Raw genomic sequence first — 22,033 nt, 5'->3', positions numbered from 1 at the left:
TTACGCCTCCTCTTTCTGGTCACCGAACCAGGTTCCCAGGTAAAGCCTCTCGTAGGTGAAGACCGCGACGATACCGCCGACGGCGTAGGCCACGATCATCGGGTCGGATTGCCATTTCAGAACCGTGAAGGCGGCGAGCACGATCGCGTCGAGCGCCAGTGCCGTCAGGATCACCCATCCGCGTGCGTCGATTTCGTCCCGCAGGCGGCTCCACACGCCCCAATGCACCGCCATGTCCATGACGAGGTAGAAGAACGCCCCGAGCGACGCGATGCGGGACAGATCGAACAGGACCGCGAGCGTGGCGGCAATCACGACCGTGTAGATCAGCATGTGTGACCGGATCGAGCCGGACATGCCGAAATGGCTGTGCGGGATCATTTCCATGTCGGTCAGCATGGTCAGCATACGGGACACCGCGAAGACGCTGGCAATGATCCCCGACGCGGTCGCCACCATCGCAAGGGCCACGGTGAGGTAGAACGCCGTCTGCGCCAGGACCGGCTTCGCGGCCTCGGCGAGGGCGTAGTCGCGGGCGTCCTCGATCTCGGCGGGTGTCAGGCTGGAACCGACCGCGAGGGCGACCAGAAGATAGGTCACCGCACAGATCACGATCGAGATCACGATCGTGCGCCCGACGTTGCGATGCGGGTCGGTGATTTCGCCGCCGGAATTGGTGATCGTGGTGAAGCCTTTGAAGGCGAGGATCGACAGCGCGACCGAACCCACGAAGCCGATGGCGGCAAAGTCGTTCGACGTGCCGGTGTCACCGCCCGCGGACCCGCTCGCCCAGAGGGCGGCCACGCCGAACAAGGCAATGCCGCCGATCTTCAGCGCCGACATCAGAACCGACAGCAGTCCGACCGACCGGTTTCCGGACGCGTTGACGACATAGGCGAAAAGGATGAGGCCCACGGCGATGAGCGGGACCAATGGCCCACCCTCGATGTCGAACGGACGCAGCGCGTATGCGGCGAAGGTCCGCGCCACCAGGCTTTCGTTGATGACCATGCTTAACGCCATGAGAAGCGAGGCCGCCCCGGCAACCGCTCCCGGGCCGTAGGCCTTGGTCAGGATCATCGCGATGCCACCGGAGGATGGCCACCGGTTCGACATGGCGATGTAGGAATAGGCGCTGAACGCGGTCACCACGGCCCCGGCGATGAAGGAAAGCGGAAACCACGGGCCCGCAAGTCCGGCGATCTGGCCGGTCAAGGCAAAGATCCCGGCGCCGATCATCACGCCCGTTCCCATGGCGACGGCGCTGGTCAGACTGATCGAGCCGTCGCGGCCCGCGGAGTCATGTTTATGCGCCATCGGCGTCTCCGTGACTTCCGGTGCCGGTCACCGCGCCGGACGGCTCAAAGCGCGGAACGAAGGCGGGAACCCGCGCGGCATAGCTGTCCCAGGCCTTGCCGAACCTGGCGCGGCTCTCGGCTTCCTCGCTGCGGGCGAGGCGCGCATACATCCAGACGAGGACCGGGAACATCGCCAGCGTCAGCAGCGTAGGCCACTGCAGGAGAAACCCGGCCATGATGAGAACGAAGCCCGCATATTGCGGATGCCGGATCCGGGCGTAGGGGCCACCAACCGCCAGGCGTCCGTGCCGCTGCGCGGTCCAGAGGTGATGCCAGGCCACCGAGATCAGCCAGAATCCCGCGCCGATCAGGCCGAAGCTGAGCAGGTGAAACAGGCCGAAATGCGGATTGGAGCGCCATCCGAGGATCATCTCCGGCAGGTGCCCGCTGTCATGGGCGAACCAGTCGATGCCCGGCCAGTTCGACTGGAGCCAGCCGGACAGGAAGAAGATCGTCAGGGGAAAGCCATACATCTCGGCGAAGAGCGCCACGATGAAGGCGCTGAAGGCCCCGAAACTGCGCCAGTCCCGCGATGTCTGCGGCTTGAAAAAGCTGAAGGCGAAGAGGATGAAGACCGCCGAGTTGATGAACACGAGCAGCCAGAGCCCGTAGGAAGGTCCGAGATCGTTCATCTTCGGTCGCCTCCCGACCCATGGCCTCCATGTCCGCCGTGACCGCCATGCATGAAGAAATGCATGCCCACGCAGATCAGGATCGGCAACCAGAGGATCCAGTCGTCGGCGAAGATATGGACCCGATGCTCGTAACCGAGGAGGAGGCCGCCCAAAACCAGCGCGACGATCAGATAAATGCCTGCGCGCGACCTCCAGAAGGACGGCGGCGGCGCATGTTCGCCCAAAACGTCCGGGATTGGGTGTTCGCTGTGATCATTCATGGTTTGAGCTCCGTTTCAAATCTTTGCGCCGCGCAGCCGCAGCGAATTGAGCACCACCGAGATCGAAGACGCGCTCATCGCGAAGGCGGCGAACATCGGGCTGATCAGGATGCCGAAGACCGGGAACAACACGCCCGCCGCGACGGGGACCCCCGAGGCGTTGTAGATCAGCGCGAAAAAGAGGTTCTGCCGGATGTTGCGCATGGTGGCGCGGGCCAGTCGCCGCGCGCGCACGATGCCGTCGAGGTTGCCTTTGATCAGCGTGATCCCGGCGCTTTCGATCGCAACGTCGGCGCCGGTGCCCATGGCGATCCCCACATCGGCCTGTGCGAGGGCAGGGGCGTCGTTGACACCGTCCCCGGCCATGGCGACCTTCGCGCCCTTGTCCTGAAGTTCCCTGATGATCGAGGCCTTGTCCTCCGGCAGGACGTCGGCGCGGATTTCGTCGATGCCGAGGCGTTGAGCCACCGCTCTTGCCGTTCGTTCATTGTCGCCCGTCGCCATGATGATACGGAAGCCGAGGTCGTGAAGTGCCTTGAGCGCGGCGGGGGTTGTCTCCTTCACCGGATCAGCGACACTGACCATTCCGGCGACCTCGCCCTCGACCACCACGAACATGACGGTTTCACCCTCGTCGCGCCGATAATTCGCCTTTTCGGTCAGGTGGCCCGCCTCCAGTCCGAGATCCCGAACCAGCTTGAGGTTCCCGAGCGCGACGGACTTCCCATCGACCCTGCCCATGACGCCCTTGCCGGTGACGGCCTCGAAGTCGTCTGCATTCGCGAGCGTGACGCCACGTTCTTCGGCGCCTTCCACGATCGCTTCGGCCAAAGGATGTTCCGACCCTTTCTCGAGGGTTGCAGCAAGGCGCAGCACCTCGGCCTCGTCATGCCCCGCCTCGGGGAACACGCCGACCAGACGGGGTTTGCCCATCGTGAGGGTTCCTGTCTTGTCGACGATCAGGGTGTCGACCTTCTCGAAACGCTCGAGCGCCTCGGCGTTCTTGATCAGAACCCCCGCCTGCGCGCCGCGGCCGGTTGCCGTCATGATGGACATCGGTGTCGCAAGGCCAAGGGCACAGGGACACGCGATGATCAGGACGGCGACAGCGGCGATCAGGGCATAGGACAAGGCCGGCGCAGGGCCCCAGACAGCCCAGCCGATGAAGGACAGAACCGCGATGGCGATGACGGCGGGCACGAAATATCCCGAAACCTTGTCGGCATATTTCTGGATCGGCGCCCGCGACCGCTGCGCATTGGCCACCATCTCGACGATCTGGCTCAGCATGGTGTCCGCACCGACCCGGCGCGCCTCGATCACCAGGGATCCCGTCCCGTTGATGGTGGCGCCTGTCACCGGCTCGCCCGCGACCTTTTCGACGGGAACAGGCTCACCCGTGATCATGCTTTCATCGACCGAAGAGCGGCCATCGACGACCACGCCATCGACCGGAACCTTGTCGCCGGGGCGCACCCGCAGCCGGTCGCCGACCTGGACGTCCTCAAGCGGGATTTCCTCTTCGCTGCCATCGTCGCGGATGATCCGCGCCGTCTTGGCAGCCAGATCCAGCAGCGCGCGGATCGCCTTGCCGGTCCCTTCGCGCGCGCGCAATTCCATTACCTGTCCGAGAAGGACAAGCGTGACGATGACCGCCGCCGCCTCGAAGTAGACGCCGACATGGCCTTCGGCGTCGCGGAAACCGTCCGGGAAAATTCCCGGCAAGAGCACGGCGACGATGCTGAACAGCCAGGCAGCCATGACGCCCATGCCGATCAGCGAGAACATGTTGAGATTCATCGTGCGGAAGGAGTTCCAGCCGCGAACCAGAAACGGCCAGCCGCACCACAGGACGACAGGCGTTCCAAGCACAAGCTCGATCCAGAGCGTCGTCCGTTCGCCAAATATCTCTCGAACGGGCAGACCGAGGAACGGACCCATGGTCAGGACAAGGAGAGGCACCGTGAGAACCGTGCCGATCCAGAAACGGCGGGTGAAGTCGACCAGTTCGGGGTTTGGCCCCTCTTCGGCCATCGTGGCGGAGTCGAGTTCCAGCCCCATGCCACAGATCGGGCAGGAGCCCGGATGCGTCTGCCGAACTTCTGCATGCATCGGACAGGTGTAGACCGGGCCGTCATAGCCGGCGGGCACGGTATCGTAGCGTCCATCGGACCTTGCCGCGTGGCCATCCTGTGCATGTGCGTGGTGGTCGTGGCCCTTGTGCTGGTCAAGTTCGTTTTCCGGAACGAGATGCATTCCGCATTTCGGGCAGTCGCCCGGTTCCTCCTGACGGATCTCCGGGTGCATCGGGCAGGTATAGATCGTTGTCGCCGCCTCGTGGCTGGCATGGGAAGTGTGCGCGTGAGTCATGTGTCTTTCCCGGATTCGGTTTCATTTCCCCGAGCCTGCAACATTCCAGCGTTGGTAAGGTCAAGGACTTCCTCAAGCTCGCGCAGGGCATGCCCGATGCCGGGCCCAAGGTGGATTGCATTGCTTTCGTGCGGGATGCTGTCCGTCGTGACGATGCGTGCGGCTCCGGCTTTCCGGATGTCCGCGAATGCATCGCCCGCGAAAATGGCGTGGATGATGACGCAGACGGGCGGACGGGTGCCGATCTGCCGCAGTCGTTCGATCGCCGTGACCATGGTTCGTCCCGATGACGCGATGTCGTCGAGGATCACGGGCGTGCCATCGAGGAACGTCCTGCTGTCGGGAACGCTGACATCCACGGTCCTGTCGCCGCTGCGCACCTTGCTGAGCACTTCGCAGGGCCGGTCCGCGAGGCCCGCGACCTCGGCAACCCATTGCTGGCTTTCACCGTCAGGGCCGAGGACGATGGCATCGGGAACGTTGTGCGCGATCCAGGCCGCGATCTGTGTCGCGGACGCGACCCGCCGCGTGGGAATGTCGAAGATCTCATGCAGAGCGCTGATCCGATGCAGGTGCGGATCGACCGTGACCAGCCAGTCGAAACTCTCTTGCAGGAACCTGGCAAAGAGCGGCGCGCTGACGGCCTGTCCCGGACCGAACCGCCGGTCCTGCCGCATATAGCCGAGATAAGGCGCGATGAGCCCCACGCGGGAGGCTCCGAATTCCCGCGCGGTTTCGGCCGCGAAGCGCAAGGGAAGGACCAGAGGGTCGGGGTCCCTCAGGGTGGCCAGCAGGGCGACGCTTCGCCCCTGGAGGTCCGGCGGCAGGGTGACCAGCGTTTCGCCGTCGGGAAAACGATGCAGCCCGACGGCTGCGCGGTCGGCACCCACCTCTTGCGCGATCTCCGCGGCAAGTGGCTCCATGCCGGGAAAGGCCAGCACGACAGGTTTCACGCTTCGTCCTCCAGCTTGATCGGGGCCGGTCCGGCCTCGGCGTAATCGAGGGCCCACCCAAGCTCGCCGGGCGTTTCGGCGTGAATCTCGTAGAGGGGCGCGCCGCGCCGGACCCGCTCACCGAGCCGCACATGCAGCCGCACACCGGAGGTCTTGCGCCCCGGAGCCCCCGACAGTTTCGCGATCCGGGCGATGCGGCGGTTGTCGAAGCTGGCGACGACCCCGTCCCGGTTGGCGGAAACGACCTGAAGATGCGGCGCCGTGCCGGGTTCCGAAAACCCGCCCTGGGCATCACAGATCGCCATGAACTTCGCTTCTGCCGCGCCACTCTCCAGCAAGGCTTCCGCGCGGTCCCGTCCGGATGTCTCGCCTCCGGTCAACCCGAGCACCGCGCCGGCGATATCCAGTGCGCGCGCGCGCAGGTCCGCCGGAGCGTCCGACGATCTGCGAAGAACGGCCAGAACGTCGCGCGCCTCGAGTGAAGGTCCCAGCCCGCGCCCGATGGGGGCCGTTCCATCGCTCCGATGCACGGCCAGGTGCAATCCGATGTCCTCGGCCACGATCGAGAGGCGCCGAGAGAGCGCCTCTGCCGCGGCGACCGATCGCACCTTTGCCGTCGGACCCACGGGCATGTCGATCAGGACATGCGTGGAACCGGCCGCCACCTTTTTCGAGAGGATGCTGGCGACCATCTGCCCTTCGCTGTCGAAGTCGAGCGGTCTCTCGATCCGGATCAGGATATCGTCGGCCGGACTCAGGTCCAGCCCCCCGCCCCAGACGATGCAGCCGCCCTCGGCTTCGACCACGCGACGCATCGCAGTGATGTCGAGCGCGACGGGCGCCATGACCTCCATGGTATCGGCGGTGCCCGCGGGGGACGTGATGGCGCGGCTAGAGGTTTTCGGGATCCGGTGCCCAGCCGCGGCAACGATGGCGACGACGATGGGCGTCGTTCTATTTCCCGGCAGGCCGCCAACGCAGTGCTTGTCGAGAACCGGCCCGCCTCCCCAGTCCAGCCTTTCTCCAACTCCGATCATTGCGCGCGTGAGGGCGATCGTCTCGGCGGCATCCAGGTTGTCGCCCGCGCAGGCCGTCACGAAGGCGGCCAGATCGAGATCGGAAAGGCGATGCGCGACGGTATCCTCGATGATAGCCTTGCAGGCGTCGTCGTTCAGGCGACCGCCATACGCTTTTGCGCGAATGGCCGAGGTCGACGCCGGCGGCTCCGGGTGCGCGAATGTTCCGACATCGCCCTCGTCCGCCGACAGCGCGCGCCAGGCGGCGTCGCTGAGCCCGGCGGTGTCCGGCGGCAGCCAGTCGGCGTCCGTCAGGACATTCAGGGTCGCAACGATCGTGCGGCCACCGAGTGAAATCCGGACACGGGCCAGGGCCGAGAATCCTTCGGCGTGGCACAGGTGGCAGTCGGCCGGCATGTAGACGACCGGCTGCCTGTATGTATCAATGCCTGCCCTTTGAAGGCGCATCGTGCTCTTTTGCCGGGTCATCTCGGGCGGTCCAGTCTGACGGTCTCGAGGTGCTCGGGGACTCGCACGGGGCGATCCAGCTCATGCGCGATACGTCGGCGCAGGGTATCCGCCGCCTCGGGTTCGCCATGGGTGAGGTAGGTCATCGCCGGGGCCGGCCCCGCGGCCATCCACGCCAGGATTTCGTCCGCGTCGGCATGACCCGAGAACGTCTCAAGTTGTACGACTTCCGCATCTATCTGGACCTCCTTGCCAAAGATCCGGAGTTTGCGTTCACCCCCGGCCAGTACTGCGCCGCGTGTCCCGCCGGCCTGGAAACCCGACAGCACGATCGTGTTCCGCCGGTCCCCGCCGAAGCTGAGGAGATGGTGCAGGATCCGTCCGCCGGTCAGCATCCCGCTGGCCGAAACGATGATCATCGGCCCGTAGCGCGTATTGAGTTCCTTCGATTGTTCGACCGTGTTCACCCGTTCCGCGATCCGGAACATGCCGATGCAGTCCTCCCACGCGACGTGATGCTCGTCATGGTGCCGGTGGTAGATCTCCGTCGCGTCCACGGCCATCGGGCTGTTCAGGTAGACCGGCACGTACGGGATCTCGCCGCGGCTCATGAGGCGCGAGATGTGGTACATGAGCCCCTGCGCCCGCCCGACCGCGAAGGAAGGAATGAGCACGGTGCCGCCGCGCGCGAAGGTGCGCTTCAGGATCGGCGCAAGCTCGGCCTCCGGGTCGGTGTCGGGGTGCTTTCGGTTGCCATAGGTCGACTCGCACACAAGCACGTCTGCGCCTGCAAACGGCACGGGCGGACGCATAAGCGGATCGGGATCATGCCCCAGATCGCCGGAGAAATGCACTGTGAGGCCATCCAGCGTCAGGCGGATCTGGGCGGCCCCGAGGAGGTGACCCGCCGGAATGAATTCCGCCGACAGGCCACCGCCGAGGTCGACCGGTTGGTCGAACTCCACGGTCTCGAAATGCTCCAGCGCCGCCTGCGCATCCTTGAGGGTATAGAGCGGGGCCGGTCTCTTGTGTTCCGAATAGCGCCATTTTCGAGCGTGCCTGGCCTCTTCCTCCTGCAGATGGCCGCTGTCGGGCAGGATCAGCCCGGACAATTCCCGTGTGGCGGGCGTGCAAAGGACCCGACCCCGGAAACCGGCGCGGATCAATGCCGGCAGGTAGCCCGAATGGTCCAGATGCGCGTGGGTCAGCAGAACCGTCTCGATCGAGCCGGGGCGAACCGGGAAGGGCTTTCGGTTGCGCAGCCGAAGCTGCTTGAACCCCTGGAACAGCCCGCAGTCGATCAGGATGCGGCGATCGCCCCATTCGACCAGGTAGCGCGATCCGGTGACCGTTCCGGTGGCGCCCAGGAAGCGTAAAGTCGGGCGGGAACGCGGGGTCATGCACCGGCCCTCCGCGAAACAGCTGCGTTGTAGAGGCCTCCGAAGACGAGCGCGACGTACCATCCGTACAGCAGGCTTTCAGCCAGTCCGAGAATGAAGGACCAAGGCGTCAACCAGACGAAGCCGGGCAACAGGGGGGCCCAGGTCGCATTCATGGCGAACTGCGGGAACACGAGGTCGAAGACGACGCAGATCACGAAGGTTGCGCCAAGGAACCCGCTCAAAGCCCAGCCAAGCGGGAAGACGGGCAGAAGATGCGCCGCACCGGCGCCGCCGGTATCGCGGCCCATCACGCATGCGCCGCAGCCAAGCCGCAACGCGGCGAAGAGAAGTGCCGCGACGGCCACGAAGTAGAGAAACGCCAACATGTCAGTTGCTCCCTTTCATCAAGTTGAAGGTCGGAGTCGTCACGAGGCCGGACGAACGACCATTTGATGGCCCTCGCCTTCGATCCGGATTTCCCGCAGCACCGAGAGAGTTGTCGCGTCGACGACCCAGACCTTCGGTTCGTCCCGGCTCGACACGAAGACGCTGTTGGTTCCCGGGACCGTCGTCAGGTGATAAGGCGCCGGAGCGAGCGGAGCGGACGTCAGGTCTCCCGTGCCCAGGTCTATGGCGACGATGCGGTCCGTCTCTTTCGCGGCCACCAGCAGGCGCGTCCCGTCTTCGGACAGATCCAGGCCATGTATCTCGCCACCGATCTCGAACCGACGCAGCTCCTGCCCGCTCGCAGTCTCCAACTCGATCACGGTGCCGTTGCCGGCGTCCGCAACAAGAACGCGCTTGCCGTCGGGGCTGAGCGCGAGGTGTTCGGGTTCGTCGCCCGCCAGCAGGTTGCGCCGAACGATCGCCCGGCCGAGATCGACCTCACTGATCGTCCCGTTTCCGGCATTGGACACGTAGACCACGCCGGGGTCCGTCCCGAAGACGGCATAGTTGGGCATCGCGCCGGTCGGCACCCAGGCGACGAGTTTCAGCGACGTCAGATCGACGATGGACAGTCCGTCCTTTGCCGGATGCGTGGCAACAGCAGTCCTTCCGTCCGGCGAAATCGCCACGTGGTGCACCGCCCCGGGCACCTCGATACGCCGCACAATCTCGCCGGACTCCGCATCGAGGACGCTCAGCAGGCTGATCCCGGCGTCTTGAGGACCGATCCGCTCCGCCGGCTTGGCGTGGTGGGCGGCGTGCTCGTCTTCGCCGACATCGGCGGGTCTGGCCGCTGCCAACGCCGCGTCACGGTCGACTTCGGCATAGCTGCCGGCCACGAGGTAGATGGAGGTCGGTCCGCCTGCCAGACCGTGAACGGCAGGGGTGCCTTCGATCCTGCCGAGATCTTCACCGGTCTTCGGATCGACGATGCGAACCGAGTCGGCGCTGCCTTCCGGAATGAAGACGCGAAGCTCTCCGGCAGTGGCCATCATCGGCATCGTGGCGGTTGCCAGAATTAGTGTGGAACGGACGAGGTGTCGAAACATGAGACGCTTCCCTGACGAACGGATTTCATGGGATCGCAGGTGTCACGCTGGATGCCGGGACACGACCGCCACTGTCCTTTCGTCGACATCGCAACGAAAGGAGCGCGCGAGAAACGCTCAAGGTTCGGAAACTGTCGAGTCAGTTCATCCCGCGCGCGTCAGGCGCGGGCGGCAAGGGGAGGGGGCGTCGGCACCGCCAGGCAACGTCCGTCACGGAAGACGAAATCCTCGGGCCAAGCCAGGCCGGACAAGGCCGTATCACCCGGCACGCTTGCGGCCGCAGCCAACAAGACCGGCGCATGGCAGGCAAGAGTCAGCGTGCAATGCGAGCCCGTGATTTCTGACGACAAGTCGGCGGGATGAGTATCGTCGTCGATCTGCTGGATCTGGACCTGTTGCGACGGCCCCGTTTCCGCGTGGACTTCGCCGGCATGCAGGGAAGAAAGCGCAATCGCGAGAAACGCCACCAGCACCGGCACCAACCTGATGCCGCCTGTCCGCAAGAAACTGGAGCGTCTTCCTCGCAACACTTCCGTCCTTCAGAAGAAACAACCCCATGATTGCGAAGGCAGCCGGGCGGTTCCATGATTCAGATCAAACCGCGAGGGTCCGTCGCTGGGCCGCGAGAGGAGGCGGGCGAGGCTCATTTGTCCGCGATCTGCGCAATGGGAATGTATCGCCAAATCAATGGTCTAATCAGGGGCGCCAGCGGGATCGTCCAAGCCGGACGGACGAGGGGCACGCTTGCCGGTGGATCCTCGAGCCATGCAATTCTTCGTGATGGCGGGAGCCTTGCGGGGATCAGGGCTGCTGCCATCTGGTGATCTGGTCCGCCAGGAGTGTCAACGTGACGACGGCAAGAGCGAACCAAAGCAAGGCCACGAAGACGGGCATCGCGAAGCGCGGCAATCTCCTGCCGATCCGTCGCATCCAGTCCGCACGTGCGAGCAAGTCCACGTGCATCGGAAACGTGCACATGAGGGATGCATAGAGATAGACGCCGGACAGGTTTTCGAAAAATGCCGATCTCGCGAGTGTCGGAGCCACGACACGCAGTGCCGTCGCGCGACTGCCGCCGAATGAATCGAACCAGTCGGCAGACATGACGTAAACGATCACGTGCAGGACGACAAAGACGGCAACTCGTGCGGGTATGTCGAGCATCAGCGCCAGGATTGGCACCTTGTTCGCCTTGGTTCGGGTGTTTCCCAAGGCAATCAGGAAAAAGCCGACGTAGTTGACCGCGAAGACGACCGGCAGACCGTTCGTGAGAATTTGCCGGAGAAACCGGCTGAACGCCGGTCCGCCCTCAGCCAGCACCGCCCCGAAACCCGGGATCAGGAAAACGTAGGGCACGAGCACTGCAAACAATCCAACTAGGCTGACGAGCAGCGTATTCCTTATGAACAGCCTTGCAGGCATTTCCAGGAGGAAGAACTTTTGCATAGGGTCAACGATTGCATGCCAGACCATCCCCGGTCTAACACTCGTTGAAGTTTCGTCGATTGCCAGACCTTTCTGCACAAGCCTACGAATTGGAGCTTGGCTCGCTGTTTGGAAAACGCTATCGTAATTCTCCCTAGATAATTACGGCCCTGGTTTGGCCATGCTCGGCAATAATCGCCTTCGTTGTCTGAACCGCCGAGGCCAGCGCAGGTTGATCGCTGTCGGTAATCCCCAGTCCCTCAACATTGAGCGAAAGCTGATCCTGGCCACCGCTACTCGCTGCAGCCCGAGCCGCGCGGCCGCGTGCCTTCGCTGCAGTGCCAGGGCCGGTCTTCGAAATTTCATTCGATGGCTTCGGCGCTGTTGGGCCGGTTTCCTGCCCGGCTTTCTCTGCCCGCACCTCCTGCAACTCCTGCTTCAGCTTCTCCACCGTCTCACGTGTCTCCGTCATCTGCCGATCCCGCCGCAGCCCGTCCTCGTCCGGATAGGGGAAGCTCCCAGACTGGCCCGAGTGCAGAACCTTTAACGCTGGATCCTCGAAATACTTCACCCTTCGTGCGCGAATAGGCATCTGCGCGTCGATCACAAGGATGACTTCATCGAGGTCCATGCGCCGGGCCTCATCCTCGGTCAGGAGCGGCGTATCCTCGGTCCGCTCCGAGACGCTGCGCCCCTCGAACGGGTTGCGCCCGACCGCGCGGGAGCGGGTCACCACGCGCTTGGTGGTCTTGCCAACGGCCTGGCTCAATTCTTCGATGGTCTTCTGCTCGGACGGGGTGAGGTAGAGCTTCACGCCGGCGCCGCCCTGCAGCGACCTGCGGGTGTTCTCACCATAGATCTCGTCCAGCGCGGGGATCGTCTGGGTCACGATGGCGAGGTTACCGCCGAAGGAACGCAGCGTCTTGATGCTCTCGGCGACGATCGGCATTTTGCCTAGCCGGTCGAACTCGTCGAGCATGATCATGACCGGCCAAGGCTCGTCATCGCCGGGTTCCCGCGTCTGCAGTGAGGCAATCAGATCCGAAAAGAAGAGGCGGATCAGCGGGGCAAGCGGGCGGATCATCTCGGATTCGACCACAAGATAGATCGCATGTGGGCGGCGGCGGATATCCCGGAATGAGAAGTCAGAGGTCGCGGTGGCCGCGTCAATCGCGCGGTTGTCCCAAGTGTCGAGACCCGATGTCATCAGGAGGGAGAGGTAGGAAGTGAGGGTGTCGTTGTTGGTCGATGCCATACGCTCGAAGATCAGTTTGGCCGACTTGTTCTTCACCTCTTGCGAACGCTTCAGGTATTCCTTCTGCTTGTCGCCCCCCGAGGCTGTGATGCGATAGATCTCGCCGATGGTCGGCACGCCGCGCTCGAAGGCCAGAAGACCGGCCGCTACGAAGAGGTCGATACCCCCGGCTAAAAGCCCGCTCAGCTTTTCATTGTCGGTCTGCAGGAAGAGCTTGGCGGTGAGTTTCAGCTCCATCTGCTGCCGGTCGGGGTTGGTCATGGCAGCAATGCGTGCAAGCGGGTTGTAGCGATGTGTCGGTCGGTCCCAGTCGGTCGGCGCGAAGCGGAAGACCTTGTCGCCCATGCTGGCGCGGAAGCGCGAGGTCTCGCGGAAGTTCTCACCTTTCACGTCGAGCACCACGGCGGAGCCCTTGTAGGTCAGCAGGTTCGGGATCACGAACCCCACGCCCTTGCCCCGGCCTGTAGGCCCGGACACCCTCTCTCTCGGGCACCCTCAGGCCTGATCTTCCCCGACCCCTCTCTCCCTCTCGAACCGGTGCGTTCCGTTCGCTTGGCTTGATTTTGTTCCTGTTATGTTCTATATTCAGGGCCAAGCTAGAAAGGGAGTTTCCCGATGGACAGCACCACATACACCCTGCCCGCGACACCGAAGCAGATCGCCTATGCGCGGTCACTCGCCCTGCGCAATCAGACCCTTCTGCCCTGGGAGGTTCAGCAGGACCGCCGGTCCTTGAGCGTCTGGATTGAGGCTCAGGCCCAGCTGAAGCCGGTCTCCGACATGGACCGGCTGCCGACCTCAAAGCAGGTGGCCTTCGCGGAGAAACTTGCCCGGATCAAACAGCGCGCCGTTCCGGAAGAGTGCTTCCGCGACAAGGGGCTCATGTCGAAATGGATCGACGGAAATAAGTAGCGGGAATCTTCCGAAAAGATGGTCAGTCAGGCTTGAACGCTGCATTGGCCTTACGCGCGATGTCAGCGCAGCGGTCCATCAAGTCGCCAAAGGGCTCTGGTGTTTTTGCAAGCAGGCCGTCCTCGGCCATCTGGCGATAATCGTCAGCGAGAACGTCGAGGGCTGCACCGCTTGGGGCCAGTTGGAGTTGACCACAGGTTGCGGCTCCGTAATCGATCCACGTGGCATCCGCCGCCTTCTCTGCAAAGAACATCGTCTTGTGCCGGGCGACAGCGGTCGCAAGCGCGCGATCTTCGATGGCCGCAGCGGCGATGCCCGCATCGTCCAACCGGGCGACATCATGCCAGTGGCGAGAAAAGCGATCCCCTCGCATACGGTTTTGCAAACAGAAGACGTGGATCGCTGTCGCCTTTTCCCAGAACGTCCGTTCCGCATGCATCACGCGCGGGCGGGCAGTGGGAAACTCCACGCCTTCGATCACCGACGCGGCATCGCAAACGATATCGCGTGGGGATGCGGGCTCTCCTGTAGAACGCGCGCCGAATTCCAGCATCACGCTCGGAGAAACGTATCCAGTGCCTTGGGCGAGGTGCGGGTAGTCGATGAACAGCTTGTCGCCATCAATCCGAAGGCCGGCATCGACCCCTTCCCGATCAATTGCCTGCTGCAGGATCGGCTGAATGGTCCCGGCCACCCATTCAGGCAAAGCCTTTCGAACACGTTTCGACCAGCGCCGCTCTTCGCTGGATGTGGCGGGCATGGCGTCTTCACGGCCCTCCAGCAGATCCGGGATCAGCGCTCTGATATCGAAGGTCAGATCCACATCCTCGGAAAACCGGTCAATGACCCGGTAGGCCTTCGACAGCGAGGTGCCGCCCTTGAAGACGAGGTTTGTGCCGATGGGCGATCCAAACAATTGCTGGATCGCCCAGACCACCCAGACGTCCTTTTCGAGGAGATGGGCTGGTCGGCCGAGCCGATCGGCCGCGACACCAAGAGCATCCAGTCGGTCCTTACCGCTGAGGCGCAGGAATGCCTCAGCCATGGACCATCTCTCCGACTAATCGTGCCAGCCAAGTCGGAAACTGCGGCGCGGCGGACATCAGCTCAGTCTTTGCCGTCTCCGTGAGCTTGGATCGCAGGATTTGAAGAGCTTTGGGAGCCTCATCCGGCCCGAGCCATGCCAGCGCACGGACGGCCTGGCCCGAGGTCTTGCTCCCAAGGGCCAACTGCCAACGCGGCGCATGACGCAGTTCGACTGCCTGCCGGCCAAGGCTCAGCACGCGGCTTCGACCGGAAGTAAGGTAAACCGACTTGACCGGCACCTGTGTCGTGAGGCCCAGAGCGTTTGCCGCAGCAGCGCCACTCGGGACGATCGTCTCGCCCCGCTGCATAGCGAGCGCTTCAATCGCCTGTTCAGCCGACGGGCTACGCGGTCCAAAGCGTGTCTGGACCGGGCGCATGTAGATGCCGCGTCCTGCACGGATCAACTCGCCGCGCGCAGCCAGACGCGACAGCGTTTGATCGACCGCCGCGCGCGAGCCGAGATGCAAAAGCCCCTTCGCTGCCAAGGGTACCCCCTCCGGCAACGTCGTTGCGACATTCATAATGCTCTCGGCCATGCGCTCCATGATCGCTCCTTTGTCAGAAACATACGCAGTTTTCTGACAGTTTTCAACCGTGCGCCCTTACCCGAAGCGACGCCCGGCTTCTGTGAAGGTGTACTCGTTGACGATGATCCCCTCCTCGATGGCCTCATCCGAGGTCAGGTGGTCGTATTCAGCCTCAAGCTGGCGGTAGAGCCAGCGGGCCAGATCGCGCAGCGCGTCGGTCACGATCTCCTCGGCATCCTCAGTCGGCGGCTGCCAGGTCGGGCTGTCGCGGGTGACGTCTACGGACATGGTGTATTCGTGGTAGTAGCGCCCGCGGTGGCTGACCTCAGCGGCGAGCTGATAGAAGTTCCGCCGCTGGATGGCCTGCAGTCGATCCGCGATGCCATGCAGCGTCGCGTCGGTCGGGGCGTAGTCCCGAATGCGGGCGGCGGCGCCCTTCACGTGGGACCAGTAACCTTCGAAGCAAGCGCCGTCGCCCTGGCTCCAGAAGCCGGAGAACCAGATGTAGGGCTTGGCCCGCGTGCCGCCGCCCATCAGCAGGACGGGCCTGGTCTTCAGGCGGACGCCAAGGATCTCGCAGACCCGCTCGAAATCCTCGTAGACCGCGTCCCACCAGTCATCGTGGGGTCCAAGCTCGCGATACCAGCTGCGCGCCTTCTCCTTGGCGGCATCCGAGAGTTCGGGGAACTGGTAGACGGTGGTGCAGATGATCTCAGGCATCGACGTCCTCCCCGTTGAGAGCGCCGGCCAGCCATTCTTGCGTGCTGGTCCAGCCGATGGATTTGCGTGCGCCGAGATCGATGACATGCGCGCCGCCGCCGAAGGCGTCGAGGCGCGGTCGGGAGCAGGTGTGGGTATACTGGAAGCCCCACAAGCCGGTGAGGTCGAGATCGTCCGCGAGGCGCATCACGAAGCGGATGACAGCTTCGACATCGCCGTGCTCGTCGTCATGGATCCAGAGGCTGCTACCTTCCGGCGCGTCCTGGCGCACGAGGTCAAAGCCCGAGACCTCCGGATCGCCGACGTCCTGATCTGCGGCACGCAGTTCCTGGAACAGCGCGAGCGCGCGGGCAGCCTTGTCAGGGGTGCCAACGTCGAGCAGGCACGAGAAATGGGTGAAGTAATCCGCCATGGGGACCTCCTGAATGGGGAAGACCCGGCCGAGAGACCGGGCATTGTGTTGGAATGAAGGGGTGGTTGGGGGCGATCAGCCGATTGGCTCGTCGCCCGCCACCTGTCGCGCGGCATGCGCGCAGAGCATCTGCCGGTAGAAGCGCTTGCGCGCCGCCCGGAAGCCGCGAACGGCGCGCGTGTCCGGGTGGAGCGCCCGGACCGCTGCCCGCAGGACCGCAAATGGCGAAGCCGTCACTGGCAGGCCGAGGCGCTGATAGGCCGGATCGGTCATCTCAGGTGACCTCGACCACGGGCGAAGCGAGATACGGATCGACCAAGGCCTCGATCCGCGCGGTCCGGCCCATCCACGGCTCTGGCCGAATAGCCTTCACCCAATCGGCGAAGCTCGGGATGAAGCCGAGGTCTTCTTTCACATGCTGCTCGCCGACCCATCGGGTCGGAATGACGCGCCCGGTCGAGAGCGTGAGGGTCGGCCCGAAAATCGTCTCGGCCATGAAGATGCCTTCGGCATGGTGGCGCAGCGCCCGGTGCCGGAAGTCGGCTGTGATCTCCTTGCTCTGGTCGAACCAGGTATGCATCGCCATGAAATCCTCGACCGTGCCGCCCCATTTCTTCACCGAGGAGAGGGCGTGGTGATAGGGATGTGCCATCGCCGCACCCTCAGAAATCATGGGTGAAGAGTTCGGACGAGGTGTACCGCTCGTTGAACTCGAGGTGGATGCAGCGGGCCGCGGCATCGAAGCAGAACTCGCCCCAGGCACCGTCGTTGTTTTCCCAGCCGCCATGGGTGTCGGAGAGGAAGTCGTAGGCGAGTTGCTCGACGACATCTTCCAGCGAGAGCTGCCGCATCTCGACCTCGGGGTCGTCCCAGGTGAGCGCGGCATACTCGATCTCGGTCGCGGGGAAATCGACGGCGATCTCGCCGGACCATGCGCCGATGCTTTCGACCTGGCCGCTGTCCCCGGCACCGTCGAAAGTCACGGTGACATGGGTGATGCCAGCGGCCATGAGACCGTCGAAGAGGCGGTCCTTGTTGCCGGGGCGCAGTGCGTCGATCCGGGCCGCGCGTTCGGCATGCGCCGCGAAGATCTGCGCCATGTCGACGGACGAGGGTGTCATCGGCGGCGTGAGGGTGGGTTCGGTCAAGGTCATCGTGAGTCTCCGCTAAGGTTAAGGGATCGGAGCCGGTCCGGGCGATCTCTCTCCCCCGGACAAGCTCCAAATCCCCCCTGCCCTCCTCTGTCTCTCGGGCTTCACGCAGCGACCTGCAGCGTCCGGGCGGCGAAGGCGCGCCAGAGCGGGTCGACGAGCCGAGCATCGAGAAGATCGGCGCGGTGGCGCAGCCGCTGCGCCAGATTGGGCTCACCCCAAGCGGATGCGCGGCCCGCCTGCGCGCGCAACTGGCTCGCCTCGGTCACGACGCCACGTGCCTCAGCCGCGCTCGTCACCGGGTGGCACCAGGCGACGGCGCAGTCACTGGCGGCCCCGGCCAGCACAAGGCGCTCGTCGCGGTCGAGGATGGCTAAAAGCTGGGGCGGAGCATCCGGGCCGATCCCCTCGGCATGGTCGATCGCGCCCAGCATGGCCTCGGCCAGGCTCGCGAAACGGGCGAGGACCAACGGGGCGGCACGGCCAGACATCAGATCAGCCAGTGCACGGCGAGCCAGGGTCAGGGCGAAGGGGTGATTGGGATCGGTGTTACCCGAAGGAAAATGCGGCGGGATGCCCCGCGCGTGGGCGGTCGGGTGGATGGGAAAAGGCAGATCGAACATGGGAGTATCTCCGACGGCGCGGGAAGCCTCTCTCCCCGCTTCACCGTCAAAGACAAAACCGCTGCCCTCTTCCTCGACGGGGCAGCGGTGATAGGTCCGATGGGCCCTCAGAGCTTGCCGAGGGCCCGCAAGCTCAGCTCAGTTCCGGCGCCGACGATGATGTGATCGTGCAGCGTCAGCCCAAGGTACTTGCACCCCTTCTGGATCTCCTTGGTCATGCTGAGATCGGCCTCGGACGGCGTTGGATCGCCCGACGGGTGGTTGTGGATCAGGATCAGGGCGCAGGCGTTCAGCATCAGCGCCCGCTTGATCACCTCGCGCGGATAGACCGGCACATGGTCGACCGTGCCGGTCGAGAGAAGCTCATCGGAGATGATGCGGTTCTTGCGGTCGAGATAGAGCACGTGGAACCGCTCGATCGGGCCGCGGACGGTGAGCGCGCAATAGTCCATCAGCGCCTGCCAGCTGCCGATGACCGGGTTCTGGCTGAGGTAGCGACCGAGGATGTCGCGGGCCTCGAGGATGACGGTTTCTTCCTGGGGGGTCATGGAGGTTCTCGCTGAAATGCGCAGGCCGAAGTCCCCAGCCCTCTCGGGGCGGGGCCCGTGGCATGTATGTGGAAGGGGAAAGCGCGACCGCCGCGCGCGAGGGCGGTCGCGTTATCGGGTCCGGCGTCAGCCGACCCGGTCGAGGAGCTTCTTGGCGCGCCCTTCCATGTCGAGGCGCGCGTCCTGCTGGGTCTTGTCGCGCGCAAGTCGCGTGATGCCCTGCACGAAGTCGAAGATGCTTTCGGGCGGGCGGCCTTCCTCCATCAGCACCTTCTCGATGATCTTGCCGGATTCGGCCTTCGAGAAACCGCGCTTGCGCAGGAAATCCGCACGATCCTCATCGCTGCGCGCCACGATCTGCTGCCGCGCCGCCTTGATGCCGTTCACGAAGCCCTGCGGCGAGGAATTGGCAAACCGCGTCAGCGCCGGGGCGGCCTCATGTGCGAAACGCGAGGCGGCGTATTTCGAATGCCGGATCCGGATTTCCTGGAAATCCTCGACGCCCCATAAATTCCTGTTTTGACACACTGCCCGCAGGTAGAAGCTTGCCATGCCGAGGGTCTTCGCGCCCACCTCGGAATTCCAGCAGTAGAAGCCCCGAAAGTAGAGATCGGGAGAGCCGTCGGGCAGGCGGCCCGCCTCGATCGGGTTGTGATCATCGACCAGGAACAGGAACACGTCACGGTCAGAGGCATAGAGCGTGGTCGTGTCGCGGCTGATCTCGACATCGGGGTTGTAAATTCCGGTCGACCAGTCGAGCACCCCCGGCACCTTCCAGCGCGTGTCGCCCGTGCCATTGCCCGCGATGCGCTGCACCGCCTCGACCAGTTCATGGTCATGGATGCGGCCATAGTCGGGGCCGGTCACCGCGCGCAGTTCGGTGCGACCGTCTTCCGTCTCGAAGGTCTTCACCTGCTCGGCCCGGTGGTTGGTCGTAAGCGTCCGGCGTCGCTGCTCTGCCGCGCGTAGAGGGTGATCGATAGTGTCCACCATGGGATAGTGGACACTGTGGGTGCGTGATGGCGCGTCGGACGAAGCGGCTTTGGACGGACGAGGAGAAGCGGTCGATCTGCTTGCAGACGACGGCGCCGGGTGTGTCGGTCGCGCGGGTGGCGCAGCGCTACGCGATGAACGCCAACCTGATCTTCAAGTGGTTGCGCGACCCACGCTATGCGCCGGGGGCCCCGGCAGAGCCGGATTCGGCGTGTTTTCTTCCCGTCGAGATCGTCAATCGGCCCATGCACGACGATGACAAAGCCGTCGCCGATCCCGCTCCTGCGTCAGGCACGATCGAGATCGATACAGCGGGTGGCCACCGGCTGCGGATCAGCGGAGCCTACGATCCCGAGGCGCTGGCCCGGCTGATCCGGGGCCTTTCCGGATGATCCCGGTCCCGGCGAACACCCGCGTGTGGCTGGCGGCAGGCGTGACCGACATGCGGCGCGGGTTCACGACCCTCGCGGCTCAGGCGGAGATGGTGCTGAAGCAGGACCCGTTCGCCGGACACATGTTCGTCTTCCGGGGCCGACGCGGTGATCTGATCAAGATCATCTGGTGGGACGGCCAAGGCGCATGCCTGTTCTCGAAGCGCCTGGAGAAGGGCCGGTTCGTGTGGCCGTCCGCGAAGGAGGGCAAGATCGCGCTGACACCGGCGCAACTGGCGATGCTGCTGGAGGGGATCGACTGGCGCCTGCCGCGGCGCAGCTGGACGCCGCTCAAGGCGGGATAAGCCGGGCGCGATAGCACGTTCGGGATTCCTGTCTCACCCTTCTTTTGCTATGATTGGCCATGCTGGACGTGGCCAAATCCCTGCCCGAAGACCCCGAGGAATTGCGGCGGTTCACGGCGCTTTTGCTGGCCGAAGTGAAGTCGCAGGCGATGCTGATCGAGAAGCTTCGCCACCAGCTCGCCGGTCACCGCAGCCATAGGTTTGGCACGTCGTCGGAGACCATCGAGCAGCTTCAGCTGGCTCTGGAAGCCAGCGAGATCGCCGTCGCCAAGATGACCGCGAAGCTGCGTCTGCCGGACGAAGAGGAGAAGGACAAGCCGAAGCGTCGTCCCATCCCCGATCATATCCCGCGCCAGGAGATCGAGCTGACGACCGGCGACGAGGACTGTGCTCGCTGCGGTGGGACGCTGCGACGCCTGGGTGAGGATGTGACCGAAGAGTTGGAGTATGTGCCCGGCCGGTTTATCGTGAACCGGATCGTCCGTCCCCGCATGGCCTGTTCCGGCTGCGAGGCATTCACACAGGCTCCCTTGCCATCCCGCCCGATCGAGCGCGGTCGTCCCGGCCCTGGTCTACTGGCCCATGTCCTGGTCTCCAAATACGCTGACCATCTGCCGCTCTATCGCCAGAGCCAGATCTTCGAGCGCGAGGGGCTCGACCTCGACCGTTCGACGCTGGCCGACTGGGTCGGCAAGTCCACCGCGCTGCTGGAACCGCTTGCAGATGCCATCGGCCGACACGTGCTGGCCGGCCGGGCGATCTTCGCGGACGACACCCCGGTGAAGATGCTGGCGCCCGTCACCGGAAAGACCGCAACGGCGCGGCTGTGGACATACGGGCGGGACGAGCGGCCATGGAATGGCGATGCCCCGCCCGCCAGCTGGTATCGGTTCTCGCCAGATCGCAAAGGCCAGCATCCGAAGGATCATCTCGCAGGTTACCGAGGCTGGATGCATGCTGATGGCTACGCCGGGTTCGAGGACATCTACCGCTCCAGCGACATTCGCGAAGTCGCCTGTATGGCACACGTTCGGCGCAAGTTCGTCGATGTCCACAGGGCCCAGGGATCGGCCATCGCCGACGAGGCCATCCGGCGCATCGCGCAACTCTATGCCGTCGAAAAGGAGGCGCGGGGTTCGCCGCCCGATCGCCGGGTCGAGATCCGCCAGGCGAAAGCGGCGCCGATCTTCGACGAGTTGGAGAGCTGGCTGCACGACCAACTGCCGACCATCTCCGGCAAATCGCCGCTGGCGATGGCGATCCGATATGGCCTGACGCGCATGAAGCGGCTTCGACCCTATCTCGACCACGGCTGCCTCGAACTCGACAACAACACGGCCGAGCGCGCCATGCGATCCGTGGCTGTCGGGCGGAAGAACTACCTGTTCGTCGGCTCACAGACCGGCGGCAAAGCCGCCGCCATCGCATACACCTTGATCGAGACCGCCAAACTGAACGGTGTGGACCCACAAGGATGGCTCGCCGATACGCTGGCCCGCATCCCAGACTACAAGATCACCCGCGTGGATGATCTCCTGCCGTGGAACTGGTCAAACCACGCGGCTTGACCGGACGCTTACCTTTTTGTCGTGATATCGTATTAAGAGAAGTGGTTTTTTCTAGGTTTGGCGGCGACCTACTCTCCCACGTCTTGAGACGCAGTACCATTGGCGCGGCGGCACTTAACTGCCGGGTTCGGAATGGGAC

At 64.3% G+C, this 22,033-nt stretch carries 24 protein-coding genes, 1 rRNA gene and 2 pseudogenes; 4 read left to right on the top strand and 23 right to left on the bottom strand.

Annotated elements, in window-relative coordinates:
• The 12 genes and pseudogenes from MAA8898_RS21740 to MAA8898_RS21685 all read right to left on the bottom strand — a co-directional run.
• The gene (locus tag MAA8898_RS21740; RefSeq protein ID WP_094023137.1) at positions 1-1,317 is read right to left on the bottom strand and encodes an APC family permease; all 1,317 of its coding nucleotides are present in this window, start codon (positions 1,315-1,317) and stop codon (positions 1-3) included.
• Positions 1,307-1,990, bottom strand: coding sequence for a methyltransferase family protein (locus tag MAA8898_RS21735; RefSeq protein ID WP_094023136.1), 684 nt, complete (start codon positions 1,988-1,990; stop codon positions 1,307-1,309). Before MAA8898_RS21735 ends, MAA8898_RS21740 begins: the two co-directional genes overlap by 11 nt.
• Positions 1,987-2,253, bottom strand: a complete 267-nt coding sequence (locus MAA8898_RS21730) for a DUF2933 domain-containing protein (protein ID WP_094023135.1) — start codon at positions 2,251-2,253, stop codon at positions 1,987-1,989. The genes MAA8898_RS21735 and MAA8898_RS21730 overlap by 4 nt, the downstream gene beginning before the upstream one ends.
• Before the next feature lie 15 nt (positions 2,254-2,268).
• Positions 2,269-4,560 carry a copper-transporting P-type ATPase gene (locus MAA8898_RS21725; protein WP_442403447.1) on the bottom strand — a complete coding sequence of 764 codons (2,292 nt, stop codon included), beginning with the start codon at positions 4,558-4,560 and terminating at the stop codon, positions 2,269-2,271.
• A gap of 59 nt (positions 4,561-4,619) precedes the next feature.
• Positions 4,620-5,576: a ribose-phosphate diphosphokinase gene (locus MAA8898_RS21720; protein WP_094023133.1), complete on the bottom strand. Its 957-nt coding sequence runs from the start codon at positions 5,574-5,576 to the stop codon at positions 4,620-4,622.
• Complete coding sequence (locus MAA8898_RS21715) at positions 5,573-7,081, bottom strand: thymidine phosphorylase family protein (protein WP_094023132.1); 1,509 nt, start codon at positions 7,079-7,081, stop codon at positions 5,573-5,575. The genes MAA8898_RS21720 and MAA8898_RS21715 overlap by 4 nt, the downstream gene beginning before the upstream one ends.
• Positions 7,078-8,460, bottom strand: coding sequence for an MBL fold metallo-hydrolase RNA specificity domain-containing protein (locus tag MAA8898_RS21710; protein ID WP_094023131.1), 1,383 nt, complete (start codon positions 8,458-8,460; stop codon positions 7,078-7,080). The genes MAA8898_RS21715 and MAA8898_RS21710 overlap by 4 nt, the downstream gene beginning before the upstream one ends.
• A complete protein-coding gene (locus MAA8898_RS21705) occupies positions 8,457-8,828 on the bottom strand; it encodes a DUF5676 family membrane protein (RefSeq protein WP_094023130.1) in 372 nt (123 codons plus the stop codon). Before MAA8898_RS21705 ends, MAA8898_RS21710 begins: the two co-directional genes overlap by 4 nt.
• 39 nt (positions 8,829-8,867) lie before the next feature.
• Positions 8,868-9,884 carry an outer membrane protein assembly factor BamB family protein gene (locus MAA8898_RS21700; protein WP_217900528.1) on the bottom strand — a complete coding sequence of 339 codons (1,017 nt, stop codon included), beginning with the start codon at positions 9,882-9,884 and terminating at the stop codon, positions 8,868-8,870.
• 212 nt (positions 9,885-10,096) lie between these two features.
• Positions 10,097-10,417 (bottom strand): hypothetical protein, encoded by a 321-nt coding sequence (locus tag MAA8898_RS21695; protein WP_141194914.1) that lies wholly within the window; start codon positions 10,415-10,417, stop codon positions 10,097-10,099.
• Between the two features lie 322 nt (positions 10,418-10,739).
• Entirely contained in the window at positions 10,740-11,384 is a 645-nt protein-coding gene (locus tag MAA8898_RS21690) for a hypothetical protein (protein WP_094023193.1), read from the bottom strand.
• 133 nt (positions 11,385-11,517) lie between these two features.
• A pseudogene (locus tag MAA8898_RS21685) lies at positions 11,518-13,089 on the bottom strand (type IV secretory system conjugative DNA transfer family protein); the annotation flags it as partial.
• Positions 13,090-13,233: 144 nt separating this feature from the next.
• Between MAA8898_RS21685 and MAA8898_RS21680 the strand changes: the two are divergent.
• Positions 13,234-13,530, top strand: a complete 297-nt coding sequence (locus MAA8898_RS21680) for a hypothetical protein (protein WP_088716141.1) — start codon at positions 13,234-13,236, stop codon at positions 13,528-13,530.
• Positions 13,531-13,552: 22 nt separating this feature from the next.
• Here MAA8898_RS21680 and MAA8898_RS21675 read toward each other — a convergent pair whose 3' ends face one another.
• The 10 genes and pseudogenes from MAA8898_RS21675 to MAA8898_RS21630 all read right to left on the bottom strand — a co-directional run.
• A complete protein-coding gene (locus MAA8898_RS21675; RefSeq protein ID WP_094023127.1) occupies positions 13,553-14,575 on the bottom strand; it encodes a nucleotidyl transferase AbiEii/AbiGii toxin family protein in 1,023 nt (340 codons plus the stop codon).
• Positions 14,568-15,161, bottom strand: a complete 594-nt coding sequence (locus MAA8898_RS21670) for a DUF6088 family protein (RefSeq protein WP_088716143.1) — start codon at positions 15,159-15,161, stop codon at positions 14,568-14,570. Before MAA8898_RS21670 ends, MAA8898_RS21675 begins: the two co-directional genes overlap by 8 nt.
• Before the next feature lie 57 nt (positions 15,162-15,218).
• The gene (locus MAA8898_RS21665) at positions 15,219-15,863 is read right to left on the bottom strand and encodes a DUF8835 domain-containing pootine (RefSeq protein ID WP_094023126.1); all 645 of its coding nucleotides are present in this window, start codon (positions 15,861-15,863) and stop codon (positions 15,219-15,221) included.
• Entirely contained in the window at positions 15,856-16,275 is a 420-nt protein-coding gene (locus MAA8898_RS21660) for a hypothetical protein (RefSeq protein WP_094023125.1), read from the bottom strand. The genes MAA8898_RS21665 and MAA8898_RS21660 overlap by 8 nt, the downstream gene beginning before the upstream one ends.
• Positions 16,276-16,350: 75 nt before the next feature.
• Positions 16,351-16,548, bottom strand: coding sequence for a hypothetical protein (locus tag MAA8898_RS21655; protein WP_094023124.1), 198 nt, complete (start codon positions 16,546-16,548; stop codon positions 16,351-16,353).
• 1 nt (position 16,549) lies between these two features.
• Positions 16,550-16,927: a DUF6915 family protein gene (locus tag MAA8898_RS21650; RefSeq protein ID WP_094023123.1), complete on the bottom strand. Its 378-nt coding sequence runs from the start codon at positions 16,925-16,927 to the stop codon at positions 16,550-16,552.
• Between the two features lie 10 nt (positions 16,928-16,937).
• A complete protein-coding gene (locus MAA8898_RS21645) occupies positions 16,938-17,429 on the bottom strand; it encodes a DUF6878 family protein (RefSeq protein ID WP_094023122.1) in 492 nt (163 codons plus the stop codon).
• Between the two features lie 101 nt (positions 17,430-17,530).
• Entirely contained in the window at positions 17,531-18,049 is a 519-nt protein-coding gene (locus MAA8898_RS21640; RefSeq protein ID WP_094023121.1) for a DNA repair protein RadC, read from the bottom strand.
• Between the two features lie 107 nt (positions 18,050-18,156).
• Entirely contained in the window at positions 18,157-18,597 is a 441-nt protein-coding gene (locus MAA8898_RS21635; protein WP_094023120.1) for a JAB domain-containing protein, read from the bottom strand.
• A 126-nt stretch (positions 18,598-18,723) separates the two neighbouring features.
• A pseudogene (locus MAA8898_RS21630) lies at positions 18,724-19,530 on the bottom strand (DUF932 domain-containing protein); the annotation flags it as partial.
• An 86-nt stretch (positions 19,531-19,616) separates the two neighbouring features.
• Here MAA8898_RS21630 and tnpA point away from each other — a divergent pair.
• The 3 genes from tnpA to tnpC are packed head-to-tail and all read left to right on the top strand — an operon-like array spanning position 19,617 to position 21,894.
• The gene (tnpA, locus tag MAA8898_RS21625; protein WP_094023119.1) at positions 19,617-19,982 is read left to right on the top strand and encodes an IS66-like element accessory protein TnpA; all 366 of its coding nucleotides are present in this window, start codon (positions 19,617-19,619) and stop codon (positions 19,980-19,982) included.
• A complete protein-coding gene (gene tnpB / locus MAA8898_RS21620; protein ID WP_094023118.1) occupies positions 19,979-20,326 on the top strand; it encodes an IS66 family insertion sequence element accessory protein TnpB in 348 nt (115 codons plus the stop codon). The genes tnpA and tnpB overlap by 4 nt, the downstream gene beginning before the upstream one ends.
• 59 nt (positions 20,327-20,385) lie before the next feature.
• Positions 20,386-21,894 (top strand): IS66 family transposase, encoded by a 1,509-nt coding sequence (gene tnpC / locus MAA8898_RS21615; protein ID WP_094023117.1) that lies wholly within the window; start codon positions 20,386-20,388, stop codon positions 21,892-21,894.
• Positions 21,895-21,949: 55 nt separating this feature from the next.
• Here the strand turns inward: tnpC and rrf are convergent.
• A 5S ribosomal RNA gene (gene rrf / locus MAA8898_RS21610) occupies positions 21,950-22,033 on the bottom strand; the annotation flags it as partial.

The sequence above is a fragment of the Antarctobacter aquimaris genome, from assembly GCF_900184945.1.
Lineage (GTDB): Bacteria > Pseudomonadota > Alphaproteobacteria > Rhodobacterales > Rhodobacteraceae > Maliponia > Maliponia aquimaris.
The sequence above is the reverse complement of the archived record's forward strand: the minus strand, read 5'-3'. Positions and strand labels throughout refer to the sequence as shown.